Genomic DNA, 18,484 nt, shown 5'->3' on the forward strand with positions numbered 1-18,484 from the left:
CTCAGAAGAGTAGCCGACTTCAAGTCGCTGTGGCGTGCACGTCGATAGGTTTCGCTGGCACTCAACACTTGCGATTGCCGTCTCTAATGCCGGCAACCGGGCTTGAGCGCTGGCAGGAGGTTAGAAGTCGGGCACCCGTGACATGTAGGCGCCCAATTTCCAATTGGCTACTCTGAACAGCTGCTACGCTTGAGACTCCATTCTACATACCGTTCGAGAGATTGGTGTCGGGATCGTTGGTCCGCATATCCTCGGCCTTCTTGTCCCCCAGCTCGCGCGCCGCGTCGGCGCGATTTTCCAGGCGATCCTCCGCAGCTTCTGTTGGCGCGTTGTCGGCCGCCTCTTCGAGGTTGTCCGCGACGCGCTCGGCGTTCGCCTCGATGTTGTCGGCAGCCTGTTCGCGCGGACTGCTGTTGCAAGCCGCCAGCGACATCACCGCAACCGCGGCCGTGCCCGCTAAAATCCTCTTCATCGTTCGTCTCCCGTGGTTGTCCCTCAAAAAACAATCGCCCGGCTAACTTCATTTCTTCGCGGCGTTGAAGTCGGCGTGCCGATCCTACAATTCGCCGCCGCGTCGGTTTTTTTAATCAGAAAGACTGGCGCGCAACATCCATGCATTCTGCTCATGGACGCCGATCCTGGCGACCAGCATGTCGTGACTGAACAGGTCGCCAGCCTCGTCAGCCAGCTGCGCAAACTCGCTCATCCGCCGCGCGACCTTCTCGTTGTCGTCGACAAGCTCAGCGATCATCTCGCGCGTCGGCTTATGGGGCGCATCATTGTCGATGACCGTCAGCTCGCGGAATGAGGCGTTACCCGTTGGGGCAAGTTTGCCCAGCGCCCTGATGCGCTCGGCGATCGCGTCGGCCGCTTCGTGGAGTTCCTGATACTGCGCCTCCGTCATGTTGTGCAGACCGTAGAAGCTAGCCCCCTGGACGTTCCAATGAACCCCGAGGGTCTTGGCATACAGGGTATAGCTGTCGGCAGTCGCCTTGGTCAGTGCCTCGGCTACCTGATCGCGAGCGCTGCTCTCGACGCTGGTGTTCAGTGCCGTGCCATCGCTTTCAACGCGTTCGGCGCGTTTCGAACCCTTCTCCGACTTCGCCATGAGCTTACTCCTTCGATCAGTTAACAACGGTCGCGAGGACGGCGGGACGATCGTCCCGCCGCCTCGATCACTTCTTCTTGGGCGCGCGCTTCGGTGCGGCGGCGGCGTCGGTATCCTCGTCCTCGTCGGGGCTGTCCACGCCCGCCTCGGTCAGCGCCTCACCCAGGGCCTTAAGCTTGTCCTGCGACTTATCGGCCTTCTCGGCGATCTTCGTCGTGGCGGTGCCAAGGCGGTGAACAAGCGCATGGACCCGATCGGCGTCCGGCTCGGACTTCTCGAGCTGCTTCCGTAACGACGTCAGATCACGCAAGATGCCCTTCGCACCCGGAACATCGACGTCTGCCAGCGCGGCTTCCCAATCCTCGATCATATCGACGCCCTTGCCGGGCTTGGTATCTTCGAGACCGCGATTGATCGCATTCATCGTGCCTGCGAACTTCACTGCCATTTTATTGATCCTCTTCAAAACTTTACTGTCTGCAACAGTGCGGGAGCCATCAGGCCTGGGTCTGTGTCGGACTATCGCTCGGCGCGTCGCCCGGAGCTCCGGGCTCCTCTACCGGCTGCTGATCGGGAACTTCCGGATCATCGATCGACGGCGCATCGGGATTATCCGGCCCGGGCAAGCTGTCTGGCTGATTGTCGGGCCGGGGTGCGCCATCGGGATCATGGACCGGATCGGGAGCGTAGGGATCGGGAGGAAGGGTAGCCATCAGAGTGTCCTTTCAAGATTACTTGCTGTTGACGTCATAGCCCGCTGTCGGCGTCGTCACCGGGTCCACCAGGCGATCCAGCTTGGCGACCGAGATGGGTCCGGGCGATCGGACATCGTCGGCATGCGAGAACAGCCAGCGACCGACCAGACCGGCGAGCACGGCACCGACCAGCGGCGCGACCCAGAACACCCACAGCTGAGCAAGAGCGGTGCCTTCCATCATCAAGGCAGGGCCGGTACTGCGCGCAGGATTGACCGACGTGTTGGTCACCGGGATCGAGAGGAGGTGGATCAGGGTCAGCGCCAAACCGATCGCCAGCGGCGCGAATGCCGCTGGCGACCGTTCGTCGGTCGCGCCGAGGATGACCATCAGGAAAGCTGCCGTCAGCACCGTCTCGACGACCAGCGCAATGACCAACGGATATCCTTTGGGGGATGCATCGCCGTACCCGTTCGTCGCAAATCCTCCGAGATCGAACCCGGGCATGCTGCGGGCGATCATGAGAAGGAGCAGCGAAGCGACAATCGCGCCGACGAGTTGGGCCGCCACGTAAGCGGGAATCTCACGCGCCGGGAAGCGGCCTGCGGCGGTTAAGCCGACCGTAACCGCAGGATTGAAATGTCCCCCGGAAATCGCGCCAATGGCGAACGCCATGGTGAACACGGTAAGGCCGAACGCCAGCGCAACGCCGAGAACGCCGACACCGCCCTCCCCGGTCGCGAGCACGGCGGTGCCGCACCCACCGAGCACGAGCCAGAATGTGCCGAACGCCTCCGCCGTCATGCGCTTGGACATGCGCGCACGTGGAGGGTGCACGACCGCGTCAGTCATATGCGGACCTCGGCGAAGCGCGTTAGCGAGGTGTCAGGCCTGACCATCCGGTTGTTCATTGGTGACGATCCCCGTTCGATGTAAAAATGCCTATGCACGGCAGGATGCATAACCAGAGTGTAAGCGGCGGGTTCCGTTCAGGCACGAAAGAACCGCTCGCGCACGGACTCTGGAGATGACGATGGCTTGGCTGCGTTGGACTCAAATAATTCAGCCCGGCCTCGCGCGTGCGGACCGGGCTGAAAAGTCACGTCGGCAACGCGTATCGACGTCGCTGAGGTTCTGGTGTTAGCGTTCCATGCTATGCTTCAGGTCGCGCATCTGATCGTGGCCTTCCTGCACCGACTGGTTGGCCTTCGCGATTGCCGCCCGCACCTCCGGCGACAGATCCTCCTTCGCCAACGCATCGTCGAACTTCGCCTTGATATGGTCTTCGCCCCGCTCGACCTCGTCGATGATCGCCTTGTCGTCCTGCCCCGTGACCTTGGCCTTGAGGTCGAGGAACATGCGGTGGGCTCCGGCAAGCACGGTCCCGTCATCTTCGGGATCGCCGCCCAAACGGCGGACTTCCGCCTGAAGGTCGCTCACGACCTCGCGGCGTTCACGAGCACGATCCGAGAACACGCTGCCGTAGCGAGGATTTTCGATATCGCCGGCGGCTTCGGTATAGCCATCCACGCTGTCGAGGGTGGTGGCGATCAGGCTGTTGAGGACGCTGATATCATTGTCACGGTCTGCCATTGGGTGTTCCTTCGTTGGTGAGAGGTGCGAACGCTCGGGTTCGTTCGATGTTACCTGTGCCGAGAGTTTTAAGCCGTTGCTGCCCCGAGTGCTTGCGCCCCGACCGATTTTATAGGCGGCGACTGCGCCGACGATGGCCACCGCCGCCTTGCCGGGCTTGCCGTTGCGCAGCAGGAGCAGCCCCACGGCACACAGCGCACCCTCGACCCAGGCCGGGCCGTTGGTCGGGGGAGCGCGTGTCCCGAACTTGTCGGGCGCCCTCGCCCGTCGATCGTCACCTGACGGGTCTGGCGTTCGCCCGTGCGGCGAATCGCTGAGAGGAGAGGTAGATGGCTGCGCCTCCGCCCCCTCGCCCTCGACCTGACGTTCGAGCTCGGCATTCAACTCGGCGCCCAGCAGAAAGACGAACGCCGACAGCCACAGCCAGGTGAGCATCACAATCACCGCGCTCAGCGAACCATAGGTCGCGCCATAGTTGCCGAAATTCGACACATAGACGCCGAAGCCGGCGGTCCCGCCCAGCCAAAGCATTGTGGCGGCCAGCGATCCCGGCGATAGCCAGACCCATGACGGTTTGCGGCGATCCGGTCCGAAGCGATACAGGATCGCGGCAGCCGTCACGACGAATGCTCCCAGAAGGGCGTAACCTGCGACCCTGATGAGTGTGAGAAGAACGTCCGAAGCGCGCGGAACCAGGCTTTCGAGAAATCCGAGAAGCGTTGTCGATGCGATCGCCAGGAAGATCAGGAACACACCGCCGGCGACCAGCGCGAAATACAGGAGGTTGACGCGGAAGAACCCGCGCCGCTCGGTCTCGCCATAAGCGACGTTGAGCGCTGTCACGATCGCCGACGCGCCTTTGGTGGCGCCATAAAAGGCGAGCGCGATCGCGATGATCAGGCCGAGACCCTGCTTGCCCTTCGAGGTCTCGACGACGGTCACGAGTTGTTCGGTGATGATGGTGGCCGCCTCGCGCGGCACTGCGGCGAACACGTGCTCGACGTTACTGCGAACCGTCTCGGGCTCGGCGAAGAGACCGTAGCTGAGGACAACCGCGCCGAGCAGCGGGACGATCGCGGCGAATGCATAGAAGGCGATACCGGCGGCGATGAGGCCGATATTGTCCTTGCCGGTCTCTTCCCAGGTTCGGCGGAGCACGGCCAGCCAGCCTTCGGTCGGGATCGCGAACGGCGACCGCGCTCCAGCACCGGCCTTGTCGTTCCCGATCGTCATGCCGCGCCTGCCGATAATCGAGGGTTAAGCCGCCGCAATGTCTCAGCGGAGCGGTGGAGAGCTTTGCGCTCCTCTTCGTCGAGATCGAGCTCGATGATCCGCTCGATCCCGTTCTTGCCGACCACGCACGGTGTGCCGAGGCACACGTCGGTCCGACCATATTCACCATCAAGGACCGTGGAGACCGCAATAACCGCGTGCTCATTGCGCAGTACGGCTTCGCAGATCCGCTGGACGCACAGACCGATGGCATATTCGGTATGCCCCTTGCGACGAACGACCTCGGGTGCCGCGCGACGAACACGCTCGAGCATCCGATCAAGGTCCCGTGCCTCTCCGCTGTCCGAGTGCCGGAGGAGAGGCACGCCGGCGATGCGTGCACCGCTCCATACGGCGACTTCGGAATCCCCATGTTCGCCGATGATATAGGCATCGACCCCGCGCGGCTCGATATCGAATGCTTCGGCGAGCATTCCGCGCAATCTGGCGGTATCGACCAACGTCCCGGTCCCGACAATCTGGCCTGTCGGGAGCCCCGTTTCCTCGAGCGCGACCTGGACGAGCAGGTCGACCGGGTTGGTTGCCATGACGATCACGCCGTCGAACCCCTCCTTCTTGAGCTTGCCGACGATCTCACGCACGATCGGTGCGTTGGCGTCGAGGAGATCGAGCCGCGAGGTGTCGCTGCCGCCTGTGGCCTTTCCGGCAGCGATGACCACTACGGAGCTGGATGCGGCGTCAGCGTAGCTGCCGTTGATGACGTTGATGGGAGACTTCATCGGGACCGCGACCGCGTGTTCGAGGTCCATGACCTCGCCTTCGGTCCTTTCGCGGTCTCGGCCGACCAGCACGAGTTCGCGGATGAAGCTGCTCTGGATGAGCGCGTAGGCGCTCGCCATCCCGACCCGCCCGCAGCCGATGATGCAGACCCGGTTATCGTGCGTTGCGGAGGCGGAATGATCGTTCATTGTGAGGGGTTTCGTTTCATCGAATAAAGGCGGGTGCAGGGAGCGGGACCACGCGAGCCGTCAGTGCAGCGGCGCGCGACGGTGGACGATGAGCTGCTTGAGGCCGAAAACGATCACACCCGCGACCAGTACGAAGCCGGCGTCGACCGCCAATCGCGCCCCGCTGGCGGCCGCCAAATCAAGGCGCCTCATCGCCAGGGCTATGCCCGCCACCGACGCTGCTTCGATCAGCCGCATGGCGACCAGCGCGCCCGCAATCACGCTTCGGCGGTACGAGGCCTGAATAAGTACGCCGGCAAAAGCCCCGGCAAGCGCGATCGTCAAAAGCTCCGGTGAAGGATGGATCGTATGCTTGAGGACGTCGCCTTCAAGGAACGCTGACGATTGAACCCCGCCGAAATTGGAAAGCAGTAGCCATGTCGCCCCTGCGGCAGCCGCCAGAACTGCGTAGCCGGTGAGCGTCGCCAGCATGCCGGCACGGGCTACTTCGGCCCGTCTCAGCACGATGCCCAACGGCAATTTCGCCAAGGGCTCGAACCCGGGAGCGATGATCGCGGACGCGACATATGCCACCGCTGCGATCGCGGGTTCAGTGAACGCTCCGGCGGCGCCGATAACGCCGCCAAGTGCCATCAAGAGCAGGAAATTTGCGGTGAGGCGTCCCTGATGCCGCAGACCGGTTTCGAGCTCCTCCCATATCGCCTCGTCGACGTCGGCGTCGATCTGCTTCTGGTTCCCGGGGTCGCTGATGCTCGCGACCTCCGCCGTTACGACAGTGAACGGCGTATCGCCGCCGATCGTCGCCACGGCGCGCATCACATCGTCGGTTGCACGATTGAGGGCGTGGACGGTCACCACGTCGCCGACGGGTTTGATCGAAGCGCCGTGCTGCCACGTCAGCCCGACTACCCCTTCGAGCTGGTTCAGCGCGGCGATCAGCTGCTCGCCGCGGTTCGAGGGCACGGTAATGTCGATGACACGATGCACGATTATTCCTTGGCCGGATAAAGGTGATTTTCGACGCGACATTGCAGGCGTTGCGCTCTTGAATCGTATGCGTCCGCAAGGCGTCGGTGGGCGATGACTGCCTCGACGCTCCGGCTAAGGCGCGCTGCCCGCTTTTCCGCGTGCGCACGGCTTTCGCAGTAGCCAAGCTCGCGCTCGATCGCGGCAGCTTCGCAATCATCGGGTGTTTCCATATCGCGCCATTCCGGTGTCAAAGCAGTAGGGGTAAGATGGGGCCCGGGAGCGCGTGCCCCCGGGCCCCGATCAAGTTGCTACGCGCGACCTCTCTGGGCCTTTAGGTACAGTCCCGGGCGATCGACCCGTGAACATCATTTGCCGCGAATGGCGTCTGCACGGTCTTCGGCCGCGTCGGCCTTCTGCTCGGCATCCCGACGGACCTTCTTGGCTCGTTCCTCGAGCGCATCGGCTTCCCGATCGGCCGTACTGCGTATCGCGTCCGCGCGGACCTCGGCGGCATCGGCGTTCGCTTCGATCGCCGCGTTCGCGCTTTCTGCCGCACGATCCTGCGCCTCTCCCGCCGTTTCTGCAGGGCCGCTGGCCAACGTATCTTCGCCGGAGACGACGCCGGCATTGGCGTCCGCCTGCTCTCCGGCGTTTTCGCGACGGCCGTCACAGCCAGCCAGCAGGATGCCGACAGCCAACAGCGATTTGCTCATCCAGCGGGTCATGCCTGCGTGTCCTGTTCGCGCGGAGCGATCGGCGACGCAGGGGCGACCGGTACGGTAGAGGGCGCAGCAGGGCGGTTCGCCTCATCCTCTGCCTTGCCCAGCAGCCTCTGCACGATCCTGCCGGCTTGATCGCGCCCGCCAAGGCCAAAAGCGAGTGCGAACGCCACCGCGATCGCCCCGAGAATGAGGCCGAACGCCAGATTGATGATGTCGTCCGCCAGACCCATGAAGCGCAACCCGATAGCTGTGCCCAGGACGATGATCGCCACCTTTGTGAGCGAAGCGGTAAAGTCGGCACCGGCCCCGCCGCTTGCCTTAATTGTCGTCGAGATCAGGCGTGCGATTGCGACGGCTGCGGCGATGATGATCGCACCGAAGACCACCTGACCGAAGAGCGTCAGCACCTCCGCCATGATCCGCGAACCATAGGCGAAATTGAGCTGCCGGAACGCCTCCATCAAACCGAAGATGACAATGGCGATGAAGACACCCGACCCAATCATCTTCGACGGGGTGAGCGTCGCACCCGCCTTGACGGATACCTGCTCGGCGCCGGTGACGCCGTCGACGGGCGCATCGCTCCGGGGAAACAAGCCCAGGGAGTTAATCGCCTTGTCAACGCCGGTCGAGCCTAGGAAGGACGTGATCAGCTGCGAAGCGAATTTGCCGAGGTAGTAGGCAAGCGTGATGATGATGCCTGCCGCGATCACATGCGGAATGGCGTCGAGAATGATCCGCAGCATGGCAGTCGCCGGCTGCGAGATGGCGGCGATATTGAGTGTGTCGAGCGCTGCGATCGCCACCGGAATGATGATCAGCGCAAACACGACGCTACCGACCGCGCGCGGCAAGGCGCTCGGGTCGGCGGGCGGCGTGCTGCCGACGTGCGCCGACAATCGTTCGACATGGCTGGCGGTGATGACGGCTTCGACCGCCTTCTTCGCCACGCTTGCCAGGATATACCCGAGGAAAAGGATCAGACCGGCGCCGATGATCCGCGGCACGGCATTGCCGAAGCCGTTCAGCATGTCGGCAAGTGGACCCGTCGCGCTAGCGAGGCCGAGCGGCTGCGCTGCAAGGAAGAAGGCAACCAGCAGAACGACCCAGAACGCAGCATCCCCGACCTGCGCACCGATCGTCGACTTATCGCGTGGCGGATGGTTGGGTTGATTGGCGCGCCGCGCCAGCGGCGTCCGATTGATGAGGTTCGCGACGCCCCATTTGACGGCGCGTGCAACCAGCCATCCGATCAGAAGAATGACCAGCGCGCCGATAATGCGCGGCCCCCATTCCTGCGCGTACATCCAGACCTGGTTTGTGAAGTCGCGGGTACCGTCAATCACGGTTCCCCCCGCATATCGGACATCGTTCATATCAACCTCCCTGAACCCCGGCCGCTTCCCTCAACGCACCGCAAGATGCGGCCGCTTTCGTGACTTCCAGGGGTATTTTGACATCGTTGACCTGAGCGCCCGCGCGGATCAGGTCACTGGCCGTCAGGCGCCCGGCCTGCGACTGACTCAAAGCTTGTGCGGCGCGCCCGAGTTGTCGGAGCTGGCCCAGCGACAGGCGTGACTGCAGGCGATCTCCCATGCATCGGGCCGAACCCTCGCTTAGTCCGTACCCTCCAAGCCCGGTAGCTATTCGTGTCGAAGGGCTGGCACAGGAAGCGAGCAGAACAGCCCCGGCGACAGGCATCGCCGTGCCGCCTAGCGCTCTCCATGTCGATCGAACCATGCCGCTATCGCCCCGTTATGTATTCAACCGTTCATTAACGGTTTTTCACATGGCGCGTTCCCGCTGAGGTTTCTTTTGTCGAAATTGATCGAGGTGTAGGGCGGCGCGTTGAGCATGCAGCTAGAGAGGAGCTTTTCATTGGCTGACGATCCCGCAGGTCGCGAGAACGGTGCGGCTCTTTCGAGCAGCAACCACCTTCTCGATCGGGTTCCTCCCGATGAGCGGGCGCGGATGGACGATCGTCTGGAGCCCGTGCTGCTGGAAGCCGGACAGGTATTGTACGAGCCCGGGCAACCGCTCACTCACGTCTTTCTGCCGCTGACCGGCATGATCTCGCTGGTCGCGGTCATGAGCGACGGTCGAACCGCTGAGGGAATGACGATCGGGCGTGAGGGAGCCGCAGGATTGAGTGCGAGCGGCTATGTCGACGACGCTTTCAACCGCTACGTCGTTCAACTCCCCGGCAGCGGCTACCGGGTCAAAGCGGAAGATTTCGAAGATCTGGTCGACGAGAGCGTGGAATTCTGTTCGGCCGTTACTCGCTGGCGCGAGGTCATGGTGCGAATGTCACTGCAGTCGGTTGCCTGTAACGCGCTTCACACCGTTCGCCAGCGCCTCGCGCGCTGGATCCTGACCACCCACGATCGGACCGAGACCGACAGGCTGCCCTTGAAGCAGGAATTCCTTGCCGAAATGCTCGGGGTCAAGCGAAACGCAGTCAACATCGTTGCCCGCGAGTTTCTCTCGATCGGAGCGATAGAGTACAAACGCGGCAAGATCTCGGTGATCAATCCCGACCTACTGCGGGAGGTGTCCTGCGAATGTTACGCACTCATCCAGGGTGAGATATCGAAACTGTTCACGCAGCCACCGAGCAGTGAGTGCGAAGACTGACATCTGGTGCGGCGATCGCGAGCATGGTCTTGGTGTGATATGGACGCGGTCAGGTCGCTGAGACGCTTGGAACCGATCATTTGTCCGCCGTCTGCCCGTCAAGCGCTCGAAGCGCGTTGTGAATCGCCGTTGCCGCTTTCGCCCCGTGACCTGTCGCCACGCTGATCTGATCGAGACCGGCCACGACATCGCCGGCAGCGTAGCAACCGGGTAGATTTGTGCGCTGATCCTCGTCGGTGGCAATGCACCGGCAGTCACTCAACGCGACCCCTATATCGATGGCCAGAGCATTGTTGATGTCCGAGCCGAGCGCCGGATACACGGTGTCCACGACCACCGTGCCGGCACCGTCTTCCAGCGCAATTATAACATCATCTGCGGCTTCGAAGTCGATCGAGGCTAGCGGCGCACCGGCGAGTGCGATCCCGGCCTCTTGGAGCGCCTGTCGGTCCTCTTCGTCGAGGTCGACGGTCCGCTCCGCCAGCAACGTGATCTTCGACGAATATGTCCTGAGAAAAAGCGCCTCCGCGACGCCGTGTTCGTCGGCACCGATCACGGCGATGCGCGTGTCGGTGACCTCGAAGCCGTCACAGATCGGGCAGTAGCGCAACTTGCCGCTTTCCAATGCCCGCCTGTGCGTGGCGGGATCGATCTGCGGACTGCGATTGACCACACCTGTCGCGAGCAACGTCATACGCGCGTCCAGCGTGCGATTCACTGTCGATACGAGAAACCCGTCTCCCTTCCGCTCCAATGCCGTTACGCGTTCAGGATGCAGCACCGCGCCATAGCGCTCGGCCTGCGCGCGCGTCCGCACGAGCAGCTCGTCTCCGCCAATCCCTTCCGGAAAGCCGGGATGATTATGCGACCTGGGAATCCAGCTTGCCCGGCTGTTGCCGTCATCAATTACAACGACGTTGCGACGGAACCGTGCGAGATAAATCGCGGCGGTCAGGCCTGCCGGTCCGCCGCCGATGATCACGCAGTCAATCATTCGGGAGCATCGCCGGATCTGAGGTGCCCCGATCTGCGGCCAGCGTCGCGTGCACGCTCGGCATCAGCGACGCAGTGTTCCATTGGCGGGTTCGATCGGATCGGCCCCCGCAACCATATGCCACCCTTTGCGGATTGCGTATTGAACGCCCCATCCAAGTGCGTAGGTCGCGACAATGGGCACCAGTCCCCGGATCGCCGTTTCAGCGACGGTGCCGATGATAGCGCCCTTGATCCCGCTGTCACCGTCACCGCGGTCGATTGCAGCGCCTATGAGCGCGCCGAGCAGATTTGCCATGTCCCGTCCTTTCGCAGGGATGCGCCCGACCGAGGGCGGGCGTGGAGACGTCTCGAGCGATCACGCCAGCGTTCGAACCGACGCTTCCCGATCCCAATAACGCTTCTTTGCCGCCTCGACGAAGCCGGCAAGGTCGGTGACGCCCTCGTCGGGCTCGACCCCCGCCTTGTCGAGGAGCGGCTTGGCGGCGTCGTTGGCGCCGATCGCCTTCAAGTGGCCGAAAGCGTCCATCACCCATTGCACCGCGGCGCCTTCCTTGACGAGCTTGGCCGCAGCCGCCTCAGACAGGATCACCGCGCAAGCATCGACCGTCACCGAGGGCTGGCCGAATAGCTGCGCGTCCGCGGCGATCGCGCTGCCGTCGGACAGGGGCACCTTGCCGACCTTGGGCGCGATCGTCATTGGCGTGCCGCCGGCGGCCTTCACCGCGTCCTTGAGCGTCGACAGCTCGCCGGCGTCGGTTCCGTCGGCGATCAGAATGCCGACCGTGCGGCCTTCCAGCGTATGCTTTTCGAGCGGACCGCGGATGATGCGCAGCGCGGGCGAGGGATCCATGTCGAGAACCGGGGCGGCGGTCTTCGATGGCGGCGGCAGGTCCATCGCGAGGCCATCGGCGACGCGTTGCGCCAGAGTCTCGTCGACGTTGCGCAGGTTGGCCATGACCGAGATGCGGATATGCTCAAGGCTGACCTTGCTGAGCTCGAACACCAGCGCCGAGGCGATGTGCGCCTGTTCGGCCGGGTCCATCGACCGGAAAAACAGCCGCGCCTGGCTGTAATGGTCGGCGAAGCTCTCCGGCCGGATGCGCAGCTTCTGGCCCTGCTCTTCCGAGGGGAAAGTCTTGTAGCCACGCTCCGGGTCTTCGCGGGCGCCGGCTTCTTCGCCCGCCTGCGCCAGGCTGTTGGGCTCGTAATTGGCGCGACCCTTGGGAACCGACATCTGCATGTGGCCATCGCGCTGCTGGTTCATGAACGGGCAGCCCGCCGCCTCGGCACGGCCCTTCGCGCGGTTGATCGGCAGCTGATGGAAATTGACCGAGCCAAGCCGCGATAGCTGCGTGTCCGTATAGCTGAACAAACGGCCCTGCAGCAGCGGATCGTTCGAGAAGCCGATGCCCGGGACGACATGGCTCGGCACGAATGCGGCCTGTTCGGTTTCGGCGAAAAAATTGTCAGGATAGCGGTCGAGCACCATCTTGCCGACGATGCGGACGGGCAGCACCTCCTCGGGAATGATCTTGGTCGCGTCGAGCACGTCGTAGGGCTGGCTTTCGGCGAACGCCTCGTCGAACAGCTGCACGCCCAGCTCCCAGGTCGGGAAATCGCCGCGATCGATGCTCTCGAACAGATTGCGGCGCTGGAAGTCCGGATCGGCGCCGGCAATCTTCACCGTCTCGTCCCAGATCGTGGAGGCGAGGCCCGCCTTCGGCTTCCAGTGAAACTTGACGAAGGTCGACTTCCCCTCCTTGTTGATGAAGCGGAACGTGTGGACGCCGAACCCCTCCATGTTTGCGAAGGTGCGGGGCAGCGTGCGGTCGGACATCGCCCACATGACCATGTGGGTGGACTCGGGCATCAGCGAAATGAAGTCCCAGAACGTGTCGTGCGCGGTTGCCGCTTGCGGGTAGCCGCGATCAGCCTCCATTTTGGCCGCGTGGATCAGGTCTGGAAACTTGATCGCGTCCTGGATGAAGAAGACGGGGATGTTGTTGCCGACAAGATCCCAATTGCCCTCGCGCGTATAGAACTTGACCGCGAAGCCGCGCACGTCGCGCGGCGTGTCGACCGATCCGGCACCGCCCGCGACGGTCGAGAAGCGAGTGAACACCTCGGTGCGCTGGCCTTTCTTCTGGAACAGATCGGCGACGGTGATATCGGCGAGGCTCTCGGTGCACTCGAAATAGCCGTGCGCGGCCGAGCCGCGGGCGTGGACAATGCGCTCGGGGATGCGTTCGTGATCGAAATGGTTCATCTTCTCGCGGAAGACTTCGTCCTCGATCAGCACCGGGCCGCGCGGCCCCGCCTTCAGCTGGTTCTGATTGTCCGAGATCGGCATGCCATGGTTGGTCGTGAGCACCGGATGATCGTCGTCAGCGATCTGATGCGTTTCCCCGCCTGCGTAATCCTGCTTCCGCGCTTTGCCGTCCGACGCCATTGCTAATCCCCTTCAAGTTCACGCAGCACGGCGTGGACGATTACGATGTCGAGTGTCTTCCAACAGTCGGAGGGGTGCTCATATCGAGGTGCCCCTTGCTTTCAGTCACGACCCTTTCGGCCGAGGCTGATCAGATTTTGTCACCGAGCGCGCCTTTGATGCCGCCCTTGAGCTTCTGCCCTTTGCCGGTCGCCTGCTGTGCGGCGCCGTCTGCTGCCAGATCGGGGTTATCGGTCCGGGTGCCGACCTCCTGCTTGGCGTCACCGACCAGGTCGTTGATCGCGCCCTTCACCTTGTCCACGAACTCGCCCACGATGCATCTCCATTGATTGCAATAGGCTTCAACGACGACCGCGCGCTTTGGCTCCCGCTATGCACGGAAAAATGCATAAGACTGGAACGCATGGCGGCTGAACCTGTTCGGACGACAACAGGGGAAAAGCGGATGCACCGATTGCTGATCGCCGAGGACATTCCGGCCGTTGCCAGCCACCTAGAGGATCTCGCGCGGGATTCCGGGATCGACGCGATCATGATCGTTGACAGTATCGAGAGCGCTCGAGCCGTCATCGAATTTGCTCCTGAGATCGCGATCATCGACCTCAATCTGGCCGACGGCTTCACCGGCCCGATGATCGCTGATGAGCTGCGACGGAGCTGCGACACCCGGATCATCTATCTCACGGCCAACCCGGAGCTTCTCCCCGAGGCATTGCATATGGAGCACCGGGTGTTGCGTGAACGATAGGCGAACACGAAGCCGCGTCATGCAGCGAGCAACGATGTGGGTGTGCGTAGCGGCCTGAGCTGGCCGACCGGAGGGCGGTCGTCGGTGTTCCAGCGGTAGTCGCCGGTGAGCGAGATATGCTCCCACCCGAGCGGTGCGATGTGGCGGGCAGTTTCAGGAGGCACGGCCATGCCGGCGATGGCCTGTTCGAGGTAGCGGGTGTTCCACAGGATGATGGCGGCTACGAGCAGGTTGAGGCCGGAGGCGCGGTAGGTCTGGTTTTCGAACCGGCGGTCCCGCAGTTCGCCGAGCTGATTGAAGAACAGCGCTCGGGCGAGCGCGTTGCGCGCCTCTCCCTTGTTGAGTCCGGCCTGGGCACGCCGGCGCAGGTCGATGTCGCGCAACCAGTCGAGCATGAAAATCGAGCGTTCGATCCGCCCGACCTCACGCAATGCCAGCGCAAGGCCGTTCTGACGTGGATAGGCGGACAACCGGCGCAGCATGGCGGAGGCGGTGACGGTGCCGCTGCGGATCGAGGTGACGAGGCGGAGCAGTTCGTCCCAATGGTCAGCGACGTGGCCGACCGCGACCGGATCGCCGGTCAGTCCGACGAGCAGCGCCCCGGCATCCTGCTGCGGCAGCAGATGCAGGCGTCGTTCCTTCAGATCCCGCAAACGCGGCGCGAAGCGGTAGCCGAAGAACGGCATGAGGCCAAATACATGGTCGGAGGCCCCGCCGGTATCGGTGTAATGCTCTTCGATCGACAGACCGGTGGCATGGTAGAGCAGCCCGTCGAGGACATAGGGCGCCTTGCCCGCTGTCGCCGCGATCACCCTGCTCGCAAACGGGTCATATTGATCCGAGATGTGGGTGTAGAAGCTGACGCCGGGTTCGTTGCCGTTACGCGCGTTGATGTCACCGATCGCAGCCCCGCGCCCACCGGCGTGAAAGAGCTGGCCATCGCTCGACGACGTGGTGCCGTCGCCCCACAGGCTGCTTAGCGGCAGGGCGCGATGCGCGTCGATCAGTCGCGCCAGCGCTGCGCCATAGGCGCTCTCGCTGACGTGCCAGTCATGCAGATGTGCGAGCTGGCGCAGGGTGGCCGCCTGGCAGGTATCCGCCATGCGCGTCAGGCCGAGATTGATGCCGTCCGCCAGGATCACGGTGAGAAGCGCGTTACGATCATCGGCCGGTCGACCGGAGCGGCGATGCGTGAAGCATTCGGAAAAGCCGGTCCAGCCATCGACCTCCAGCAACAGATCGGTGATCTTCACGCGCGGCAGGCGGTCGTAGACCATGCGCCGCACGTCCTCTGTACTGGGCGGGGTTACGGCCTTGAGCGGCGAGATGACGAGCCCGCCGGCGTCGAGCCGTACCTGGGGCAGTTCCCCCTGCCGGGCGAGCGCCGTGACTTGTTCGATCGCGGTATCGAGGCGGGCACGGCGACCGGCAATGAAGGTATCGAAGTCGGTGTCGATCGCCAACGGCAACGGCCCGCGCTCGCGTAGCGCCGCAAAGGTGGCGGGCGGCAGGAGGTAGCTGTCGAAAGCACGATACTGGCGACTTTCCTCTACCCATATGTCGCCGGCACGCAGCCGATCGCGCAACTGGGTGAGAGCGCACAGTTCATAGGCTGCGCGGACGACCTGCCCGTCGCGCAGCACGAAAGGCCGCCACGATGGCGGCACGAAGCGAAGCGGTGGATTGTCGGGCAAGCGTCGCCTGCCGGTCCGATAAACCTCACCGACAATCCGGACCGCATCGAGCAGCCCCTGGACCGGGCCGGCACCCCGGAAGGTGGAGGCGCCCAGGAACGGCCCGATCACCGCACGCAGCGAGCGATGCCGGTCGATCAGCTCGGCAGTACGATCGGTCGTCTCCGGCGCGACCAGTATCTCCGCTTCCCCGACCGCCGTTCCCAGTTTCTCCCAGTCGATCGCCATCGCGGCAAGCGAGTCCAAGCCTTGCGCCCGTGCATCGATCAGCAGGCGGCAGGAGCCGGTGAGCAGGCGCAACTGTGCCTGGAGCGCGCGGATCGTACCCAGCGCCTTGTCGCGCGTCCGGTTCTCGGCGCGCCGCATCATGCTGCCGAGCAGCTTGTCCGTCATCGCCAGCACCGCATCGGCGAGGCTCTCACGAAGCCGCAGCGCGGCTGCCGCCAGGACGGCATGGCGGCGCCGGTCGGGCAGTTCCGCCAGATGCTGCGATGTGATCCGCACCGCCTCGTCGGCGATGCGGTCGAAGGCCGCGGTCGGGATCGTAGCGGCCCGCGCCGGGGCCAGTCCGATCGCCCGGACATGATCCAGTCGTTCGAGCAGGCGCATGACGTTGCGCGGTGCCGGCGACAGCGGCGGGTTGCGCAGCCACGACAGCCACGTCGCACCCCGGTCGCCACGACGGGCGAGCAGCGCATCGAGGCGGGTACGTCCGCCATCACCCAGCCCCTGGGTCAGCACATCGTGGACGAGTTCGTCGGCCTGGCGGCGCGCTCGTCGTACGATCGCCTCGATGACGGTGACGGGCGGCAGCAACAGGCGACGCCGTCGCATTTCGTCGATGACGATCTCGGCCAGCTGCAATGGCTGGATGATGGTCTGCGCCACGGGCATGGCGAAGGTGGCCAGTGCGTGGAAGTCGGTCCGGCCGAACGCTCGATAGCCCATGCGTCGTGCCAGATCGGTGAGATGCGCACGGCGGGTCGGCTCACGACGGCCATAGTCATGCCAAGCCGCTTCAGGCACATCGAGCTGACGGGCGACGAACGACAGGACCGCTGCGGGCGGCGTCTCGTCCGCGCCGAGTACCCGCCCGGGCCAGCGCATATAAAGGAGCGTCATGGCGTAACCGAGCTGCGATGCGGGACCACGCCGGATCGAGACCCAATCGAGATCCTCGCGTGACAGGGTGAAATGTCGCGCGATCTCGCGTTCGTCAGTCGGGGGATCGAACTGACCCGCAAGCGCCTCGCGGGTGAGCAGGCGTCGCCTCGCCATGACCCTGAACCTCCTTGAGGCTGTCCGTCAGACGGTCCTCTGGCGGCCAACAGGAATATGTCCGTTAACTCTGGACCTGTAACGGCGATTCGGACAAGATCGCATAATGACGGGAAAACGGACAGGATCGGGCATCATGTGGCGCTGATCGGCTATGCGCGCGTCTCGACCGCAGACCAGAAGCTGTCGCTCCAGCTTGACGCGCTGAACACTGCCGGGTGCGACCGTATATTCGACGATCACGCATCCGGGGCAAAAGCCGATCGGCCTGGCCTAACCGAAGCGCTCGCCTATTTGCGCCCCGGCGACACGCTGGTGGTCTGGAAACTCGACCGCCTCGGCCGCTCGATGAGCCACCTGATCGAGAAGGTCGGCGAGCTTGCGGCGCGCGGCATCGGGTTCCGCTCACTCACCGAGAATATCGACACCACCACTTCGGGCGGCATGCTGGTGTTCAACATCTTCGGCTCGCTGGCCCAATTCGAGCGTGACCTGATCCGTGAACGCACTCATGCCGGCCTCAAGGCCGCACGCGAGCGGGGCAACAAGGGTGGTCGCCGGCCTGTCGTTACCCCCGACAAACTACGTAAAGCGCGGGCGCATATCGCAGCGGGCCTCACTGTTCGTGAGGCGGCGGCCCGGCTCAAGATCGGCAAAACCGCCCTATACAAGGCTCTGGAAAACGCGTGAAACCGCTGGCGATCAAGAACTCGTGGGTGCTGGTCACAGGGGCTTCGACCGGTTTGGGCAGAGCGTCCGCCCTCCGCTTGGCGGCATCGTACCAGGCCAAGCCCCTGATTGTTGGACGAAGGCTCGACAACTTGCGGGAGCTACAGACCGAAATTGACGAGCGGTTCAATGTGCCGTGCGAGATTATAGTGGCTGATCAACGTGAAATCGAGGGCAGGGAGAAAATCGCGGCTAAGGTTGCAGAATTGCAAGTAACAGCCGCTTTGTTGGTTGCCGGAATGACGAGCGTTGGTTCATTTGATGCAGGCCGTGCCGACACTTATGCCGAGGTAATTGAAACAAACATACTCGGTTTCACGGATTTGCTGGCTCGCCTGATTGCGATTTTCAGGGAGCAGCCGTTTGAATCCTCAGTAATCGCCGTGTCGAGCCTGGCGGGCGAAACATCCGTGCCCTTCCAAGCGGTCTACGGCGCGTCGAAAGCCTATGTGAGCACCCTCATGCGAGCGCTTTCCGTGGAGCTTGCCGGGACGGGAGTGAGTGTTGGGTCTTTTGCACCCGGTGGAATCGACACAGACATGGCTGCCCTCAGCGATTTGAAGTGGGGGAGGTTGGGTTTGATGGACGTTGACCGGTGCGCGGCCCATGCAGTCCACGCTCTGGTTTATCGGCAATCCTTCGCCATACCGGGGATGGGCAACCAGCTC

The 18,484-nt window shown here is 63.5% G+C and carries 20 protein-coding genes; 4 read left to right on the forward strand and 16 right to left on the reverse strand.

The window, feature by feature from the left end; genetic code table 11:
- Window positions 1-202: 202 nt before the first annotated feature.
- The 11 genes from ON00_RS18620 to ON00_RS18665 all read right to left on the reverse strand — a co-directional run bounded on the left by ON00_RS18620 (window position 203) and on the right by ON00_RS18665 (window position 8,664).
- A complete protein-coding gene (locus tag ON00_RS18620; RefSeq protein WP_010408791.1) occupies window positions 203-472 on the reverse strand; it encodes a putative periplasmic lipoprotein in 270 nt (89 codons plus the stop codon).
- Between the two features lie 111 nt (window positions 473-583).
- On the reverse strand, window positions 584-1,108 hold the full coding sequence (locus ON00_RS18625) for a Dps family protein (RefSeq protein WP_010408793.1): 525 nt from the start codon (window positions 1,106-1,108) through the stop codon (window positions 584-586).
- 67 nt (window positions 1,109-1,175) lie between these two features.
- Entirely contained in the window at window positions 1,176-1,556 is a 381-nt protein-coding gene (locus tag ON00_RS18630; protein WP_010408796.1) for a hypothetical protein, read from the reverse strand.
- Between the two features lie 49 nt (window positions 1,557-1,605).
- Complete coding sequence (locus tag ON00_RS20710) at window positions 1,606-1,821, reverse strand: hypothetical protein (RefSeq protein WP_154651465.1); 216 nt, start codon at window positions 1,819-1,821, stop codon at window positions 1,606-1,608.
- Window positions 1,822-1,839: 18 nt separating this feature from the next.
- The gene (aqpZ, locus tag ON00_RS18635) at window positions 1,840-2,655 is read right to left on the reverse strand and encodes an aquaporin Z (protein ID WP_010408798.1); all 816 of its coding nucleotides are present in this window, start codon (window positions 2,653-2,655) and stop codon (window positions 1,840-1,842) included.
- Between the two features lie 288 nt (window positions 2,656-2,943).
- A complete protein-coding gene (locus ON00_RS19975; protein ID WP_010408800.1) occupies window positions 2,944-4,629 on the reverse strand; it encodes a YhjD/YihY/BrkB family envelope integrity protein in 1,686 nt (561 codons plus the stop codon).
- Window positions 4,626-5,597: an L-lactate dehydrogenase gene (locus ON00_RS18645; RefSeq protein ID WP_010408802.1), complete on the reverse strand. Its 972-nt coding sequence runs from the start codon at window positions 5,595-5,597 to the stop codon at window positions 4,626-4,628. The genes ON00_RS19975 and ON00_RS18645 overlap by 4 nt, the downstream gene beginning before the upstream one ends.
- 60 nt (window positions 5,598-5,657) lie before the next feature.
- Window positions 5,658-6,584, reverse strand: coding sequence for a DUF389 domain-containing protein (locus ON00_RS18650; RefSeq protein ID WP_010408804.1), 927 nt, complete (start codon window positions 6,582-6,584; stop codon window positions 5,658-5,660).
- A gap of 2 nt (window positions 6,585-6,586) precedes the next feature.
- Entirely contained in the window at window positions 6,587-6,796 is a 210-nt protein-coding gene (locus ON00_RS20960) for a hypothetical protein (RefSeq protein ID WP_010408806.1), read from the reverse strand.
- Window positions 6,797-6,931: 135 nt separating this feature from the next.
- Window positions 6,932-7,291, reverse strand: a complete 360-nt coding sequence (locus tag ON00_RS18660; protein ID WP_010408808.1) for a hypothetical protein — start codon at window positions 7,289-7,291, stop codon at window positions 6,932-6,934.
- Entirely contained in the window at window positions 7,288-8,664 is a 1,377-nt protein-coding gene (locus tag ON00_RS18665) for a mechanosensitive ion channel (RefSeq protein WP_010408810.1), read from the reverse strand. Before ON00_RS18665 ends, ON00_RS18660 begins: the two co-directional genes overlap by 4 nt.
- A gap of 502 nt (window positions 8,665-9,166) precedes the next feature.
- Between ON00_RS18665 and ON00_RS18675 the strand changes: the two genes are divergently transcribed.
- Window positions 9,167-9,922, forward strand: a complete 756-nt coding sequence (locus ON00_RS18675; RefSeq protein ID WP_241231414.1) for a Crp/Fnr family transcriptional regulator — start codon at window positions 9,167-9,169, stop codon at window positions 9,920-9,922.
- 76 nt (window positions 9,923-9,998) lie between these two features.
- Here ON00_RS18675 and ON00_RS18680 read toward each other — a convergent pair whose 3' ends face one another.
- From ON00_RS18680 to ON00_RS18695, 4 genes are all read right to left on the reverse strand, one after another.
- Window positions 9,999-10,916 (reverse strand): NAD(P)/FAD-dependent oxidoreductase, encoded by a 918-nt coding sequence (locus tag ON00_RS18680; RefSeq protein WP_010408814.1) that lies wholly within the window; start codon window positions 10,914-10,916, stop codon window positions 9,999-10,001.
- A 63-nt stretch (window positions 10,917-10,979) separates the two neighbouring features.
- Window positions 10,980-11,213, reverse strand: a complete 234-nt coding sequence (locus tag ON00_RS18685; protein ID WP_010408818.1) for a hypothetical protein — start codon at window positions 11,211-11,213, stop codon at window positions 10,980-10,982.
- Between the two features lie 60 nt (window positions 11,214-11,273).
- The gene (locus ON00_RS18690; protein ID WP_010408821.1) at window positions 11,274-13,367 is read right to left on the reverse strand and encodes a catalase; all 2,094 of its coding nucleotides are present in this window, start codon (window positions 13,365-13,367) and stop codon (window positions 11,274-11,276) included.
- 130 nt (window positions 13,368-13,497) lie between these two features.
- Entirely contained in the window at window positions 13,498-13,680 is a 183-nt protein-coding gene (locus tag ON00_RS18695; protein WP_010408824.1) for a CsbD family protein, read from the reverse strand.
- Between the two features lie 90 nt (window positions 13,681-13,770).
- Here ON00_RS18695 and ON00_RS18700 point away from each other — a divergent pair, with 90 nt between their 5' ends.
- Window positions 13,771-14,115, forward strand: coding sequence for a response regulator (locus ON00_RS18700; RefSeq protein WP_082442129.1), 345 nt, complete (start codon window positions 13,771-13,773; stop codon window positions 14,113-14,115).
- 17 nt (window positions 14,116-14,132) lie between these two features.
- On the opposite strand, the gene ON00_RS18705 is transcribed toward ON00_RS18700, so the two are convergent.
- A complete protein-coding gene (locus ON00_RS18705) occupies window positions 14,133-17,087 on the reverse strand; it encodes a Tn3 family transposase (protein WP_010408827.1) in 2,955 nt (984 codons plus the stop codon).
- A gap of 138 nt (window positions 17,088-17,225) precedes the next feature.
- Here ON00_RS18705 and ON00_RS18710 point away from each other — a divergent pair, with 138 nt between their 5' ends.
- Window positions 17,226-17,777 carry a recombinase family protein gene (locus ON00_RS18710; protein WP_004213210.1) on the forward strand — a complete coding sequence of 184 codons (552 nt, stop codon included), beginning with the start codon at window positions 17,226-17,228 and terminating at the stop codon, window positions 17,775-17,777.
- Window positions 17,774-18,484, forward strand: a 711-nt coding sequence (locus ON00_RS18715) for an SDR family NAD(P)-dependent oxidoreductase (RefSeq protein WP_010408830.1), incomplete at its 3' end; no start/stop codon positions are given. The genes ON00_RS18710 and ON00_RS18715, both read left to right, overlap by 4 nt.

Origin of the sequence: Sphingomonas echinoides ATCC 14820, assembly GCF_000241465.1 — a bacterium.
Classification (GTDB): domain Bacteria; phylum Pseudomonadota; class Alphaproteobacteria; order Sphingomonadales; family Sphingomonadaceae; genus Sphingomonas; species Sphingomonas echinoides.